The sequence below is a fragment of the Pseudomonas sp. Q2-TVG4-2 genome, assembly GCF_013620795.1.
Lineage (GTDB): Bacteria > Pseudomonadota > Gammaproteobacteria > Pseudomonadales > Pseudomonadaceae > Stutzerimonas.
Map to the genome: position 1 here is coordinate 143218 of NZ_LGLW01000004.1, position 15079 is coordinate 158296.

The 15079-nt window shown below is 60.5% G+C and carries 17 protein-coding genes; all 17 read right to left on the reverse strand.

The features are described 5' to 3' along the window. Positions 1 to 36: 36 nt before the first annotated feature. A complete protein-coding gene (gene flhB, locus H3028_RS08855) occupies positions 37 to 1173 on the reverse strand; it encodes a flagellar biosynthesis protein FlhB (protein WP_181296664.1) in 1137 nt (378 codons plus the stop codon). A gap of 36 nt (positions 1174 to 1209) precedes the next feature. Continuing rightward, positions 1210 to 1989, reverse strand: coding sequence for a flagellar biosynthetic protein FliR (gene fliR, locus H3028_RS08860; protein WP_181296665.1), 780 nt, complete (start codon positions 1987 to 1989; stop codon positions 1210 to 1212). A gap of 36 nt (positions 1990 to 2025) precedes the next feature. Further along, positions 2026 to 2295: a flagellar biosynthesis protein FliQ gene (gene fliQ / locus H3028_RS08865; RefSeq protein ID WP_019340606.1), complete on the reverse strand. Its 270-nt coding sequence runs from the start codon at positions 2293 to 2295 to the stop codon at positions 2026 to 2028. Between the two features lie 19 nt (positions 2296 to 2314). Continuing rightward, a complete protein-coding gene (fliP, locus tag H3028_RS08870) occupies positions 2315 to 3091 on the reverse strand; it encodes a flagellar type III secretion system pore protein FliP (protein WP_181296666.1) in 777 nt (258 codons plus the stop codon). Next, positions 3091 to 3510: a flagellar biosynthetic protein FliO gene (gene fliO / locus H3028_RS08875; RefSeq protein WP_181296667.1), complete on the reverse strand. Its 420-nt coding sequence runs from the start codon at positions 3508 to 3510 to the stop codon at positions 3091 to 3093. The genes fliP and fliO overlap by 1 nt, the downstream gene beginning before the upstream one ends. A gap of 1 nt (position 3511) precedes the next feature. Next, positions 3512 to 3982 carry a flagellar motor switch protein FliN gene (gene fliN, locus H3028_RS08880; protein WP_181296668.1) on the reverse strand — a complete coding sequence of 157 codons (471 nt, stop codon included), beginning with the start codon at positions 3980 to 3982 and terminating at the stop codon, positions 3512 to 3514. A gap of 40 nt (positions 3983 to 4022) precedes the next feature. Next, the gene (gene fliM, locus H3028_RS08885) at positions 4023 to 4997 is read right to left on the reverse strand and encodes a flagellar motor switch protein FliM (RefSeq protein WP_181296669.1); all 975 of its coding nucleotides are present in this window, start codon (positions 4995 to 4997) and stop codon (positions 4023 to 4025) included. Between the two features lie 12 nt (positions 4998 to 5009). After that, on the reverse strand, positions 5010 to 5540 hold the full coding sequence (gene fliL / locus H3028_RS08890) for a flagellar basal body-associated protein FliL (RefSeq protein WP_181296670.1): 531 nt from the start codon (positions 5538 to 5540) through the stop codon (positions 5010 to 5012). Between the two features lie 205 nt (positions 5541 to 5745). Next, entirely contained in the window at positions 5746 to 6981 is a 1236-nt protein-coding gene (locus H3028_RS08895) for a flagellar hook-length control protein FliK (protein WP_181296671.1), read from the reverse strand. A 132-nt stretch (positions 6982 to 7113) separates the two neighbouring features. After that, positions 7114 to 7506, reverse strand: coding sequence for an Hpt domain-containing protein (locus tag H3028_RS08900; RefSeq protein ID WP_168424967.1), 393 nt, complete (start codon positions 7504 to 7506; stop codon positions 7114 to 7116). Next, entirely contained in the window at positions 7499 to 9205 is a 1707-nt protein-coding gene (locus tag H3028_RS08905; protein WP_181296672.1) for a fused response regulator/phosphatase, read from the reverse strand. The genes H3028_RS08900 and H3028_RS08905 overlap by 8 nt, the downstream gene beginning before the upstream one ends. Continuing rightward, positions 9206 to 9511 carry an STAS domain-containing protein gene (locus H3028_RS08910; protein ID WP_181296673.1) on the reverse strand — a complete coding sequence of 102 codons (306 nt, stop codon included), beginning with the start codon at positions 9509 to 9511 and terminating at the stop codon, positions 9206 to 9208. Between the two features lie 170 nt (positions 9512 to 9681). Next, complete coding sequence (fliJ, locus tag H3028_RS08915) at positions 9682 to 10134, reverse strand: flagellar export protein FliJ (protein ID WP_168424970.1); 453 nt, start codon at positions 10132 to 10134, stop codon at positions 9682 to 9684. A gap of 3 nt (positions 10135 to 10137) precedes the next feature. Further along, a complete protein-coding gene (gene fliI / locus H3028_RS08920) occupies positions 10138 to 11496 on the reverse strand; it encodes a flagellar protein export ATPase FliI (RefSeq protein ID WP_181296674.1) in 1359 nt (452 codons plus the stop codon). Further along, positions 11486 to 12262, reverse strand: coding sequence for a flagellar assembly protein FliH (fliH, locus tag H3028_RS08925; RefSeq protein WP_181296675.1), 777 nt, complete (start codon positions 12260 to 12262; stop codon positions 11486 to 11488). The genes fliI and fliH overlap by 11 nt, the downstream gene beginning before the upstream one ends. Before the next feature lie 16 nt (positions 12263 to 12278). After that, complete coding sequence (gene fliG, locus H3028_RS08930; RefSeq protein ID WP_168424973.1) at positions 12279 to 13298, reverse strand: flagellar motor switch protein FliG; 1020 nt, start codon at positions 13296 to 13298, stop codon at positions 12279 to 12281. Beyond that, on the reverse strand, positions 13291 to 15078 hold the full coding sequence (gene fliF, locus H3028_RS08935) for a flagellar basal-body MS-ring/collar protein FliF (protein ID WP_181296676.1): 1788 nt from the start codon (positions 15076 to 15078) through the stop codon (positions 13291 to 13293). The genes fliG and fliF overlap by 8 nt, the downstream gene beginning before the upstream one ends. Position 15079 lies beyond the last annotated feature (1 nt).

Consider the following 15079-nt stretch of genomic DNA (forward strand, 5'->3'; position numbering starts at 1 on the left):
CGAAGCTTCAAGCTGCACGAGCGGCTTCCAGGCCGCTCATTCATCTCGGCGCAAGTCCGGCGGAATCGGCAGATTACTCAACGGATCCGGCCGTTTACCCCTGCCGGAGCGGTACTGGCGTAGCTGATAAACATACGCCAGCACCTGCGCCACAGCGAGGTAAAGTCCCGCTGGGATTTCCCGGTCGAGCTCGGTGGAGTAGTACACCGCCCGCGCCAGCGCCGGTGACTCGAGCACCGTCACTTGGTGCTCGTTGGCAATCTCGCGAATCTTCAGGGCCACGAAATCTCCGCCCTTTGCCACCAGCATCGGCGCGCCGCCCTTATCCCCGTCGTACTTCAAGGCGACGGCGAAGTGAGTCGGGTTGGTGATGACCACATCGGCGTCCGGCACGGCCTGCATCATTCGCCGCTGAGCCGCATCGCGCTGCAGCTGACGAATCCGTGATTTAACCTCGGGTTTACCTTCGCTGTCCTTGTATTCGTCGCGCACTTCCTGCTTGGTCATCATCAGCTTTTGCTTGTTGTCCCAAAGCTGAAAGGGCACATCCACCACTGCGATCAGGATCAGCCCGCAGGCCATCCACAGCGCGCACCAGCCCACCACCTCGGCACTGTGCATGATGGCGAGATCCAGCGGCTGTTTGGCGATGGACAGTAGATCATCCTGATAGGCGCTGAGTACCGCCAACGCCACTATCAGCACCACGAGAAACTTGCCCAGCGCCTTGAGCAGCTCGACGAGCGCCTTGGTCGAAAACATCCGCTTCAGGCCGGGACCGGGATTCATCCGGCTGAACTTGGGCGCCATCGCCTTGCCTGAAAACAGCCAGCCACCCAGCGAGATCGGGCCGATGACGGACACGATCAGCAGCACGATGAGCAGCGGCATGATGGCTTCGAGCGCGATCATGCCGCTGCTCATCAGCAGCCGCACCATGGCGCCTTCGTCCAGCAGGGTTTCACGGCTGAGTTCGAAGCTGCCCTGCATCATCGCCATCAGGCTGCCCGCCAGGCTGCCGCCCGAGGCGAGCAGACCGCCGATTCCGCCCAAAGTCACCGCCACCGTATTCAATTCTTTTGAGCGGGCCAGCTGGCCCTTCTCTCGAGATTCACGGATGCGTTTCTCCGTGGGTTCCTCACTTTTGTCGGCACCGCTTTCGCTCTCAGCCATGCGAGGGCTCCATTAGCTGTGAAGAAAGAGACCGCATCAGCGTAATCCGATCAGTTCACGCAGCATGCCCAGCGCTTCGCTGACGAACGTCTGATATTGCGCGAGGATGTCGGCCATGCCGATCCAGACGATGACCAGGCCGAGCACCAGGGTCAACGGGAAACCGATCGAGAAAATGTTCAGCTGAGGTGCCGCCCGGGTCATCAGGCCGAAGGCCAGGTTCACCACCAGCAACGCCGTGATCGCCGGCAGCACCAGCAGCAATCCGGCGCCCAGCACCCAGCCGAGCTTGCCGGCTACTTCCCAGAAGTGGTTGGTCCCTACTAGCCAACCGCCTATCGGCAAGGTGACGAAGCTTTCGGTGAGGATTTCCAGCACCACCAAATGGCCGTTCATTGCCAGGAACAGCAGAATCACCAGCATGTTGAAGAACTGACCGATCACCGGTACCGAGACGCCATTGGCCGGATCAACCATCGACGCGAAGCCCAGACCCATCTGCATGGCGAGCAGTTGGCCGGAGACGATGAATACCTGGAAAAACAGCTGCAGTACGAAACCCAGCATTACGCCGATCAATATCTGCTCAGCGATCAGAACCAGCGCCTGTCCACTCAACGCCTCGACCACCGGCACCGGCGGCAATCCCGGCACCAGCACCACCGCGATGGCCACTGCGAGATACAGCCGTACGCGCATCGGCACCAGCTGTGTACCGATGATCGGCATGCTCATCAACAGCGCCGCGATGCGAAATAGCGGCAGCAGGAACTGCCCGACCCAGGCGCCGATCTGCGCATCGCTGAGTTCAAGCACTGGCGAACGCCTTGCGGGAGGCACTGAACATCATGGCTATCCGATGATCAGCGGGATGTTCTGGATCAGGCCCTGGGTGTACTCCATCAACTCGCGGACCAACCAGGGCCCCGCCCAGATCAGCGTCATCAGCATGACTAACAGGCGCGGCAGAAAACTCAGGGTTTGTTCGTTGATTTGGGTAGCGGCTTGAAACATCGCCACCACCAGACCGACCAACAGGCTCGGCACCACCAACACGCCGACGATCATCGCGGTCATCCACAGGCCTTCTCGAAACAGGTCAACCGCGACTTCGGGTGTCATGCGTGTCTCCCAATGGACGCTAGAGCGTACCGAAACTGCTAGCGAGCGTGCCGATGATCAGCCCCCAGCCGTCGACCAGTACGAACAACATGATCTTGAACGGCAACGAAATAATCAGTGGCGAAAGCATCATCATGCCCATCGCCATCAGCACGCTGGCTACCACCATGTCGATGATCAGGAATGGAATGAAGATCATGAAGCCGATCTGGAACGCGGTTTTCAACTCGGAAGTCACGAATGCCGGCACCAGAATGGTCAGCGGTGCAGCGTCCGGCGTCTGGATGTCGGTCCGGCGCGACAGCCGTACGAACAGCTCCAGATCGCTCTCGCGGGTTTGCGCCAGCATGAAATTCTTTAGCGGTACTTCGGCCCGTGCGATCGCATCCGGTGCGGACAGTTGCTCATTCAGATAAGGCTGCACCGCCTCGTTGTTAATCCGCTCGAACACCGGGGCCATGATGAACAGCGTGAGGAAGATCGTCAGGCCGACGAGGATCTGGTTCGATGGCGTCTGCTGCAGGCCAAGGGCCTGACGCAGGATAGAAAAGACGATGATGATGCGGGTGAAGCTGGTCATCAGCATGACGAACGCCGGGATGAAGCTCAGCGCCGTCATGATCAGCAAAATTTGCAGACTGACCGAATATTCCTGCTGCCCCTCGGCATCGGTGCTCAGCGTGATCGCCGGTATCGACAGTGGGTTGTCGCCCTGGGAGATCAGGCCTCCTGCATCTTGACCCACAGCGAACGGCGCGGCCAGCAACAGCAGGACCGCCAGCAACAATCGAAGCATCAGGGCTTGTCCTTCTGGTCCCTGCCAAGCAACTCCATCAGGCGCTGGGCAAACTCCGGGTTGGCCGGCTCGGCGTCCGGTAAATGAACCGGTTCTGCAAGCACATGCAGGGGTGTGATGCGACCGGCGCTCAGGCCGAGGAGCACCTGCTCGCTGCCGACCTGCACCAGCACCAGACGCTCGCGTGGCCCGAGGGCATGGCTGGAGATAAGCTTGATAGCCTGATTGCTGCGCGGGTTGAGTTGCTGCATCCGACGCAGCAGCCAGGCGAGCAGGAAGATCAGGCCAATCACCAGCAACAGGCCGAACAGCAGTTTGGTCATCTGTGTGCCCATGCCGGAGCTGCTCATGCTCGCCGCGGACTCGGCGGCCATCGCCGGCATAGCCAGCAGTGGCGAAAGGAGGGCCAGAATCCGCATGTCAGCGCAACTTCTTGATGCGTTCGCTCGGACTGATCACGTCAGTCAGGCGGATGCCGAATTTTTCGTTCACCACCACCACTTCACCGTGGGCGATCAGGGTGCCGTTTACCAGTACATCCAGCGGCTCGCCTGCCAATCGGTCGAGTTCGACTACCGAGCCCTGGTTCAGCTGTAGTAGGTTGCGGATGCTGATCTCGGTGCTGCCAACTTCCATGGAGATCGATACCGGAATATCGAGAATCACATCCAGGTTCGGCCCCTCCATGCCGGCTGGCCCCGCAGGGCTCTTCGGGCTACTGCCGAACTCCTCCAGCGGTGCACGCGGTGGTGCCGCAGGCGTGGCCGGCCCCTGATTTAGCAGTGCGTCGATATCGTCCTGGCTGGCGTCGCCCGCCTCGGCCAGCGCCGAAGCCCATTCATCGGCAAGCGCCTGCTCTTCCGCGGAGGTGTTTTCGTGTTCGTCTGCCATCGCTAATCCTCGACCGGCTGGTAATTTAATAGGGATTGAATCAACGAGGTGGTCGCAATACGGATTCGAGCACCTGCAGGGCCAGGTTGCCCTTGTGTGCGCCCAATTTGACCTTGAAGGTTGGCATGCCATTGGCGCGCATGATCATGTCCTCGGGCATTTCCACCGGAATGACATCTCCCGGCTGCATATTGAGAATGTCGCGCAGCTTGAGTTGACGCCGTACGACCGTGGCGCTGAGCGGCACGCTCACATCGAGCACATCCTCGCGCAAGGCGTTGACCCAACGTTCGTCTTGGTCGCTGACATCCGACTGGAAGCCGGCATCGAGCATTTCGCGAATCGGCTCGATCATCGAATACGGCATGGTCACGTGGAAATCGCCACCGCCGCTCTCCAGTTCGATGTGGAAAGTCGATACCACCACCACTTCACTGGGGCTCACGATGTTGGCCAGCGCCGGATTCACTTCCGAATGCACGTATTCGAAGTTGACGTCGAGAACCGCGTGCCAAGCCTCTTTCAGATCGACGAATGCCTGGTCCAACACCATGCGCACAACGCGCAGCTCGGTGGGCGTGAATTCGCGCCCCTCGATCTTGGCGTGCCGACCATCCCCGCCGAAGAAGTTATCCACCAGCTTGAATACCAGCTTGGCATCCAAAATGAACAGCGAGGTTCCGCGCAGCGGTTTGATCTTCACCAGATTGAGACTGGTGGGAACATACAGCGAATGCACGTACTCGCCGAACTTCATCACCTGCACGCCTCCCACCGATACATCGGCCGAGCGGCGAAGCAGATTGAACATACTGATGCGGGTGTAGCGGGCAAAGCGCTCGTTGACCATCTCCAGCGTGGGCATGCGCCCGCGGACGATACGGTCCTGGCTGGTCAGGTCGTAACTTTTGATGCTGCCCGGCTCGGCATCGCTCTCGGTATCGACCAGACCGTCGTCAACCCCGTGCAGGAGCGCATCGATCTCGTCCTGTGAGAGCAGGTCTTGAACAGCCATTTACAACGACCCCTATTGCAATACGAAGTTGGTGAACAGCACTTGCTCGACGGCAAGCTTGCCGATTTCCTTCTGCGCCAGCTCCTGAACGCTGGCGGTCGCCTTCTGCCGAAGCATCTCCTGGCCGACCGGCGTCGCCAGGGTGGCGAAGTCCTCACTGGAAAACAGCATAACCAGTTGATTGCGCAACAGCGGCATGTGTTCCTTCAGCGCGTCGAGTGCCGCCTGATCACGAGACATCAATGCCACGCTAACCTGCATGTAGCGCTGGCGACCCTTGGTATTGGTGAAGTTGACGATGAACGCCGGTGCCAACACGTCATAAATCGCAGCCTGCCGCTGTGGTGCAGCCTGGGTGTCTACGGCCTCGTCCGACGGTTGCTCGGAAGCACCGCGGGTCATGAAATAGAAGGTGCTGCCCACCGACAGTCCGACCGCCAGCAAGAGGCCGAGCACGATCAGGATAATCAGCTTGAGCTTGCCCTTCCCGTCGGCCGAAGCTGCAGGACTCGCTACGTCTGGGGGTCCCTGTTTCTTAGCCATGCCAAATATCCGTCATCACAGGTGATTTCACTCGCATCAAAGCGTTACGAGCAACAGCTGTGCCAAAGTATCAGCCAGGGAAGAGGCGGCGTAAACGATTGCTACAGCCACTGGCCAACTTGTAGACGAATAGTGTCCGGGTATTCGCCCTCCAGGCACGAAAAACCGGGCACGGCGCCCGGTTTCCGTTGCCAGCCATCACAGCTTAGGCGTAGTAATCCACCAGGCCGCGCTCGCCGCCCGTACGGGCGGTGCTGATGTCCATCGCACCTTGGCTGATTTCTTCATCACCAACAGCCGCTTTGCCGGCAACACCCCTGCCACGAGAGTCATCACCGCCTTGGCCCTGCCAGCCTCGCGACTGGTCCGAAACGTTCACATCCATGCTCATACCCTGCTGGGCGAACATATCTCGCAATCGTTGCATCTGCCCTTCCAGCGCATCTCGGACGCCCGCGTGCGGGCTGAGGAAGGTCACCTGAGTTTGATCCTTGTTCATGTCGATACGAACCTCCATGCGTCCCAGCTCGGCCGGATCGAGTTGGATCTCGGCGGACTTGAGGTTCTGACTCGACAACCACATCACCCTGTCGACAACCGCTTCGCTCCAGCCGGACTGCTGCATCTGTACCGGTTGTCCTGGCACCATTGCCGGCCGCTGGGCCTGCTGAACCTGATTTTGCTGAGCGATCGCCTGAGTCAGCGGATTGAGCCGGTTGATCGCCGCATCGGTGGCGCTTGTGCGGCTCTCCTTCGGCGTATCCAGCGTATCGAGCAATTCACCGAAACCTCCTTCCAGCGAGCTCTCATCGGATTCGTCGATAAGCGCTTCGCCCGCGAGAAGGCTCGCCGACAGCGAATCCTGAGCATCCGTAGGCATTTCATCTTGCATGACCAAGGTCGCGAATGGGCTCTTCTGGCCCCCCGACTGAATATCCAGTGAGCGCTGCCCAGACAGTGCCGTGCCGCCCTCCCCTTCGGCATCACCGACAGCCGCCTGCGCCTGCGCCAGGCTAACCAGAAACTCACTGCCGGTCGGCGGTTGCGCGGCCAGCTGTCCGTCGCTCATTTCACCCTGCCCACCCATGCCGAACAGCAGCAGCGGATCGAGTTCGGCCTCGGCGGTCTGCGAGTCGCTGTCAACCATCTCGGGTTCGGCAGGCAATTCATTGCCGGCGTCGGCCGCAGCCGGCTTTTCGCTGCCGCCTGTTTTGGCGGTTTCCTGACTCGGTTTTTCGCTGGCTGGCTTGTCACGAGCAGATTTCACGGCTGAATCCTGACGCTCCGCCGGCTTGGCCTGGCGTTCCTTCGCGTAGACGTTGGCGAAGCTGGAGGGCTCGTCCCGACTGGATTGCGAAGCCTGCTTAAGATGCGCGTTCGCCGCCTTGGCGGCCGCGGTCGGTGCCTTAATATTGAGTAATAGATCGGGGGAAACGGCCATGGGTCTTTCCGCTCAGGTGATAACGTGAATCTCCTAAAGCAAAGTCCAGGCCAGCGGACAAATTGATCCGCTACAACGGCTCCCATACGGGTTTGATCAAGCGAGATAGCGTGCGTCGTTGCAATGCGGCAATCAGCCAGACCCGCCAGCCCGCTGGCGTTCGGCTCGATAGAGAATCCGTACGATGGCGAATTCGCGCTCGATGCGCTCGATCAATTCGGGTGCCTCATCCAGCTGCTCAACCCGCGCGGTCTCTTCCAGCTCGCGACAAAGTTCCGCCAGTAACGTAGCCCCCATGTTGCTGCAACTGCCCTTGAAGCTATGAGCTGCCTGACGCAGATCTTCACCGTCGCCGTTGCGGCAGGCGCTCTGCAGCAGGAGTAGCCGCTCTTCCGAGTCGGTGAGGAAGGTATCCAGCAGCACCGGATACTCTGCCTCCATCACATCTTGAAGGGTCGCCAGCACGCTGCTGTCGAGATGATCGACCACGAATGCTCCTGGCTGCAGAAACGGTGAATTATGCATGACCGGTCCAGTGAAACTCCACGTTGAGAACCTTGCCATCCGGTTCCCAATAGAAGCGTTCGCTCAATTGACGAATCATGCGCAAACCTCGCCCCCCGAGGCGCGACGGGCAGTACTGCTTGTTCAATGCTCGCTGCACGTCGAAGCCGGGTCCGCTATCGCGCACACCGATGCGCAGGTAGCCCTTGGCGCCTTCAGATTTGACCCTCAGGTCGATGGCAACGAAGCCTTCATCGAGCTCACCCAACCGTCGATCACGTTCCTGGTAGTAGCTGGCGAAGCCTTCGGCATCGCATTTCAACGAGGTATCAAGTGACAGCACTCCATGCTCCAGCGCATTGACATAAAGCTCGGTCAGCACCGTGTAGATGGTGCCAGCGCGGTGGCGCAAGGGCGAGACCTGCAGCAGCAACTGCATCGTCATCGGCAAGGGGTTGGCCGCACGCAAGCTGTTCGGACGAAGTTCGAAGCTGGCCGACCAATCCCTCGCTCGTGCTTGCTGGGTCTTCAGCGGGTACGAGTCGAACGACTGAAGCGCGGCCTGCACGCTCTCCTCCGTCATGCTCACCTCGACCAGGCTCAGATCGTCAAGCATTTGACCGTGAAAGGCGTGCAATGCCGCTTGAATCTCCTCGAACAAGGCCGAGGGTTCAGCATTCGCGTTCATGATGGCCAGCAGTCGTTGCTCGCCGAACAGTTCATTGTCGGCGTTGCAACTCTCCAGTACTCCATCCGACATCAACAGCAGACGATCACCGATTGACAACGGCAAGGTCTCGAAGCGGTCATCGAAGGCGGACGCCTCGAGCACGCCAAGCGGCAAATGTTTGGACGGCAATGGCACACACCCGCCGTCGGCGGCCCTGAGCAGGTAACCATCCGGAAGCCCGCCGTTCCAAACCCGCAGCGTGCCCTGCTTGAGGTTGATATCCAGCAATGTGGCGCAGCAGAACATTTCCACCGGCAGGATCAACTTCAGCTTGGCATTGATCTCGCGGAGAATCTCATCGCTGGAATAGCCTTTGGCAGTCATCCCGTAAAAGGTTTCGGCCAGCGGCATGGCACCGATCGCCGCGGGCAGGCCATGGCCGGTGAAGTCGCCCAGCAGTACGAACATCCTGCTGGCTGGTGCCTGCGCCGCGAGCAACAGATCACCATTGAACAGCGCGCGTGGAGATTGCTGATAACGGATATTAGGAGCGCTCAAGCAACCGGCATGAGCCACCTTGTCAAAAATCGCCTTGGCAGCACGCTGTTCATCGAGCAGTTGCTGGTTGCGCCGCGCGATGAGATCGCGCTGTTCCAGCACTGTTGCCTGCAGTCGGCGCAGGCGATGCATGGCCTGGATCTTCGCTTCGAGGATGATCGGGTTGTAGGGCTTGGCGATAAAGTCGTCACCACCCGCTTCGAGGCAGCGCACCAGCGCCTCGTGTTCTCCGAGCGAGGTTAGGAAGATGATCGGGACCAGCTCGTTGCCGGCCAGGCGCTTGATCTGCCGCGCGGCATCGAAGCCGTCCATCACCGGCATCAACGCATCCATCAACACCAGCTGCGGCCGCTCGCGCTCGAACAGCTGCACCGCTTCGGCGCCATTCGACGCGGTGATCACATGATGTCCCTGGCGACCGACGATGGCGGCCAGCAGCATGCGGTCGGCCGCACCGTCCTCGGCGATAAGTATGGTGAGCCGACAAGGCATTCAGGCGATCGCGAACAATTGTTCGAAGTTGGAAACCGAGAGCACCTTTCGCACATCCGGGTTGCAATTGATCAGGCGAATGTTCGACTTATCGCTGCCGCCGTAATCACGCAACAGCAGCAGCATGCCGAGCGCGGAGCTGTCGAGATAGGTCGCACCGCCGAGGTCGACCACGTAGCGCTTGGGCGTGCAATCAGTACGCTGATAGGCATCGCGAAACGCCTGATGGGTATTAAAATCGAAACGCCCTTGCACGATAATCGTCAGCTCTTGTCCATCTGCCGATAGCTGTGAACTGATGGTCATGTAGCACTCCTGGTCCTAAGCGGTAACGTAGCTGCCGTGTTTGCTGGACAAGCGATGGAACATCGCTGGCATGACGCCTCGTCCAGCTGCGCCTGCGCCTTCAGTGACCAGCCGTGCTGTAGCAAACAAGCTGATGAAGATTTAGCACCCAAAGCCCTGCGCAGCAAGCTTCAATCCTGTTTTGGACGGCCTGACAGCCGCTGTGAAAATTCATCGAGCAGTTTCTGCTCGCGCTTATCTGCCGCCGTTCTCGCTTCCTGCAGGTAACGCTCGACCAGTTTGCGCAGACCATCCAACCGTGCACGCCGCTGCTGCCATTGCTCACGCAGCTTGTCGAGATTGTTGCGGTGCCAGTCGACGCTGCGCTGCTGCTGACCAATGGCCGACTCGAGCTGGGAAAGGAACCGCTGATAGTTCATCAGCCATTGACCGGAAACACCCTGACTGCCCTGGCTGAGCCATTGCTGTTGGTAGTCGCCGAAATACTGGCGCAGCTCGCCCAGCTTGGCTTCGGTCTGAGACAGCTGTGCCTGCCCCTGGCCAAACAGCCGCGCCGCATCTCGCTCGGCGCGCTCGGCCATGTCGATCACCGGCGCCAGACGGGCAGCACGACTCGCCGACAAGGCTTAGCTCGCCGCCCTGGGGTTGAATACGGTTGCTAGCGATGCCTCACTCTGAGCCAGGCCTTCGGCCTCGTTCAAACCCTGTCGAAGGTAGCGCACCATTTCCGCCTGCCGGGCGATGGCCAGGTCCGTCTCGGGATCACCGCCGGGTACGTAGGCGCCTACGCTGATCAGGTCGCGGCTTTGCTGATAGCGCGACCAGAGTTGCTTGAACCGCTGCGAGTGGCGTACATGCTCTGCATTGACCACCTGCGGCATGACTCGGCTGATGGACGCTTCGATGTCGATCGCCGGGTAGTGACCCTCCTCCGCCAAGCGACGCGACAGCACGATATGGCCGTCGAGCACGCCTCGCGCGGCATCGGCAATCGGGTCTTGCTGATCGTCACCCTCGGACAATACGGTGTAGAACGCGGTGATCGAGCCACCGCCTTCCTCCGCATTGCCGGCGCGCTCCACCAGACTTGGCAGCTTGGCGAATACCGAGGGCGGATAACCCTTGGTCGCCGGCGGTTCGCCGATGGCCAGCGCAATTTCGCGCTGGGCCTGAGCGAAGCGCGTCAGCGAATCCATCAGCAGCAGGACGTTCTTGCCCTTGTCGCGGAAATATTCAGCGATGCGGGTGCAGTACATGGCGGCGCGCAGGCGCATCAGCGGCGCGTCATCGGCCGGCGAGGCAACTACCACCGAGCGCTTGATGCTCTCTTCGGTGAGGATGTTCTCGATGAACTCCTTCACCTCGCGGCCCCGTTCGCCGATCAACCCGACCACGATGATGTCGGCCTCAGTGAAGCGCGTCATCATGCCGAGCAGTACCGACTTGCCAACACCAGTACCGGCGAAAAGCCCGAGACGCTGGCCGCGCCCAACCGTCAACAGCCCGTTAATGCTGCGAATGCCGACGTCCAACGGCTCGCTGATCGGGTGACGTTTCAGCGGGTTGATCACCGGACCATCCATCGGCACCCAGTCCTCAGCCTTCATGCCGCCCTTTCCGTCCAGCGCGCGGCCAGCACCATCCAGCACGCGCCCGAGCATCGAAGTCCCCATGGGCAGCCGTCCGGTGTTGGCCAGCGGCACAACGCGTGCGCCCGGCGCGATGCCGGCTAGGCTACCGACCGGCATCAGATACAGTTTGCCGCCGGAGAAGCCCATCACCTCCGCTTCGACCTGGGTCGGATGGTAGTTGTCTTCGTTGATCACCAGACAGCGGCTGCCAACGGCGGCGCGTAGCCCCTCGGCTTCGAGTGTCAGCCCGACCATACGCAACAGCCGACCCTCGAGGACCGGCTGGCTGGGCAGCTTGATCGCCTCGCCATAGGTGGCGAAACGTTTGGCGAAACTGGTGCGTTCAAGGCGCATCGGGCGAGCTCAGATCCAAATGCAGATCGGCTTCAGGTGGACTGGTGGCGTTTTCGCGCTGCTGCTCGAACAGCTGGCTGATCGCCTGGCCCAGGCGCGTTTCGACACTGGCGTCGATACGGCTCTGCTCGGTTTCGATCCGGCAGCCGCCGGGCAGCAGATCGCTATCCTCGACGATCTTCCAGGTCTCCTCGTGCCGCTCGCGCAACGCTTTGACCAATTCGAAATCTTGCGGATTGATATGGATGCGCACATTGCTGGCGCCCAGGGGCAGCAGCTTCAGCGCTTCGCGCAGTACGTGACGAATCTGGCTGGAATCGATTAACAGATCGCGCTGGATGACTTCCCGGGACAGCTGGCTGACCAACGTGACCATGGCATGCTCAAGGTTCCGATCCTGATCAGCGATGGGTTCAAACAGTTGCGCCATCAGCTGCTCGAGGTTAGCGAGCTTGGGCGCCAGGGCGGCGTCGGCTTCCTGCCGGGCCTTGAGCTGGCCAGCATGAAAACCATCCTTCTCGCCCGTGCTGAAACCCTCGTTGTAGGCCTCCTGACGAATCGCCTCGAGCTCATCGAGTGTCAAGGGTTTGACTTCCTCGATCGGGACGTCCTCGCTGCGGGACGAATCTTCTTCTGCAGCCGGTTCGTCGATCGCCCCTGGCTCTACCGCCTCCGCACCCAGCGGATCGAAGCTCGGCAGCGCCCAGCGATCGAAGACATTGACGTCCTTCGCGCGGATCACATCGCTGGGATTTTCCTTGGGCATTTGGGCTCGCTTAGAGTCAGATCATTTCTTCGCCGCCCTTGCCGCCGAGAACGATCTCCCCGGCTTCGGCCATGCGGCGGGCAATGGTGAGTATTTCCTTCTGGGCGCCTTCGACTTCGCTGATGCGCACCGGCCCCTTGGCCTCCAGATCGTCGCGCAGCAGCTCGCCCGCGCGCTTGGACATGTTCTTGAAGATCTTTTCCTTGATCGCTTCGTCCGCCCCTTTGAGCGCCATGACCAGCACATCGGAGGATACTTCGCGCAGCAGGACTTGGATGCCCCGGTCGTCGACATCCGCAAGGTTGTCGAAAACGAACATCAGGTCTTCAATCTGCGCCGACAAGTCCTGATCGACATCCCGGATCGCGTCCATCAGCTGACCTTCGACCGAGCTGTCAAGATAGTTCATGATGTCCGCCGCCCGCTTGACACCGCCCAGTGCCGCCCGGGTGGTATTGGCATTGCCAGAAAACTGTTTTTCAAGAATCAGGTTGAGCTCTTTCAGCGCCGCCGGTTGGACGGTATTGAGCGACGAAACGCGCAGAACGATATCGAGCCGCACTTTGTGATCGAAATGCGACAGCACTTCGCCCGCCTGATCGGGGTCCAGGTAGGCAACCACGATCGCCTGAATCTGCGGGTGCTCGTAGCGAATCACGTCGGCCACAGCGCGCGGCTCCATCCACTTCAGGCTGTCCAGACCACTGGTATTGCCGCCCAGCAGAATGCGATCGATCAGACCGCCAGCCTTGTCCTCACCCAGCGCCTGGGTAAGCATTTTGCGGATATAACCATCGGACCCCACGCCAAGGCCGGTCTGATCGCCGACGATTTCGACGAACTCGCTCATCACCTTCTCGACCTGCTCGCGGTGAACGTTGCGCATCTGCGCCATCGCCGTGCCAACCCTCTGTACCTCTTTCGGGCCGAGATGGCGCAGAACCTGCGCGGCATCGGCCTCACCCAGCGAGAGCAGCAGAATCGCGGCCTTGTCGACCTTGTTCAGTTTATTAGCGGGAACTCGAGCATCATTCATCTGCATTGATCCAATCTTTGACGACCTGAGCCACCCGGCCCGGATCTTCTGCTACCAGATTCTTGATGGCATTCAGTTGCGCATCGTATCCCTCGGTCGGGCTCGGCAGCATGATGCTCTGCGGCCCGCTCAGGCTGACCCGGTCATTGGTCAGCGTATCGTCGATTCCACCCATCTCGCCCAGCTCGGCATCACCGCCCGCAGACTGAAGATCCTTGCCTTTGCCGGCATTGGTCAAATTGTTCAATACGGGCCGCAGCACGCCGAATACCAGCACCAGAATGAACAGCACACCGAGCACTTGCTTGACGATGTCCCAGAACCACGGCTGCGAGTAGAACGGGATCTCGATGAACGTTTCATCGAGCGAATCGGCCGCGAACGGCGCGTTGATTACGCTGACGCTGTCACCCCTGCTGGCATCGAAACCGACGGCGTCCTGCACCAGCCGGGTGAAGCGCGCCAGCTCGTCGACGGTCCTTGGAACCCGGGTCGTGGTCCCGTCAGCAGCGACCGTTACCTGGTCGTCGAGTACCACCGCCACCGACAGACGGCGCAGGCGACCCTGCTGCTGCTTGGTGTAGCTGATGGAACGGTCCAGCTCGTAGTTGCGAGTCGCCTGCTCGCGCTTGTCCGCCGGGTATGGCGCAAGCATGGGCTGACCAGTCGCCGGGTCCATAATTTGTTGGCCGTTGGCATCGAGCAGCGGCTGCCCCGGCGCGATGGCACCAGCAGCGGCGGCCTGTCCGGCAATTGCATTCTCCGGCGCGGCGGCCGGTCCTGGCGGCTGATTGCTCAGCGCACCCGGAACGCCCTGCGGCCCGAGACTGCTCTGGCGTTGTTCACTGACGCTCTGCTCGCTGCGCAGGGCCGGCTGATCGGGATTGAAGGTTTCGGATGTCGATTCGACGGCACTAAAATCAACGTCGGCCGATACTTCCGCCTTGTAGCGTCCGCTGCCCAGCACCGGCTGCAGGATGTTGTGCACGCGCTGGGTATAAAGGCTTTCCATGCGCCGGCTATAGTCGAACTGTTTGCCGGCCATGCTCAGCTCGGTGAGACCCTGCTGATCGGACAGCAGGTTGCCTTTCTGATCCACCACAGTGATTTGCGACTTGGTCAACTCCGGCACGCTAGTGGCGACCAGGTTGATGATGGCCATTACCTGGCTCGGCTCGAGGTTGCGCCCCGGATAGAGCTCTACGAGAACCGAAGCGCTGGGCTTGCGCTCGTCACGGACGAATACAGAGCTCTTCGGGATCGCCAGGTGAACGCGCGCCGCCTTGACGTTGTTCAGGCTGGAAACGGTGCGACCCAGCTCGCCTTCAAGACCACGACGGTAGCGGGTGGCTTCCATGAACTGACTGGTGCCGAGGCCCTGCTCTTTGTCGAGAATCTCGAAGCCGATGTTACTGTCGGTCGGCGCGATGCCCGCGCTGGCAAGCTTCAGACGCGCACGCGCGAGGTCATCGGCCTTGACCAAGAGGGCGCCGGAGTTGGGCTCGATCGTGTAGGAAATATCGGCAGCCGCTAGGGTTTCCATTACCTGATTGGCGTCCATCCCGGCGAGGCTGCCCAGCAGCGGACGGTAGTCCGGCTGTTGCGACCAGAGCACCACAGCAAAGCCGATGGCGACGCTTGCAGCGAGCCCGACGAGCAGGCCGATCTGCCGCAACATCGACATTTCGGAAAGGTTTTCCAGGAAGGACAGGCCCAGCAGAGGCTTCTTCGGAGCCTCCGAATCAACCGGCACTGGAACCTTGCTAAGCGCTTCAGCCATT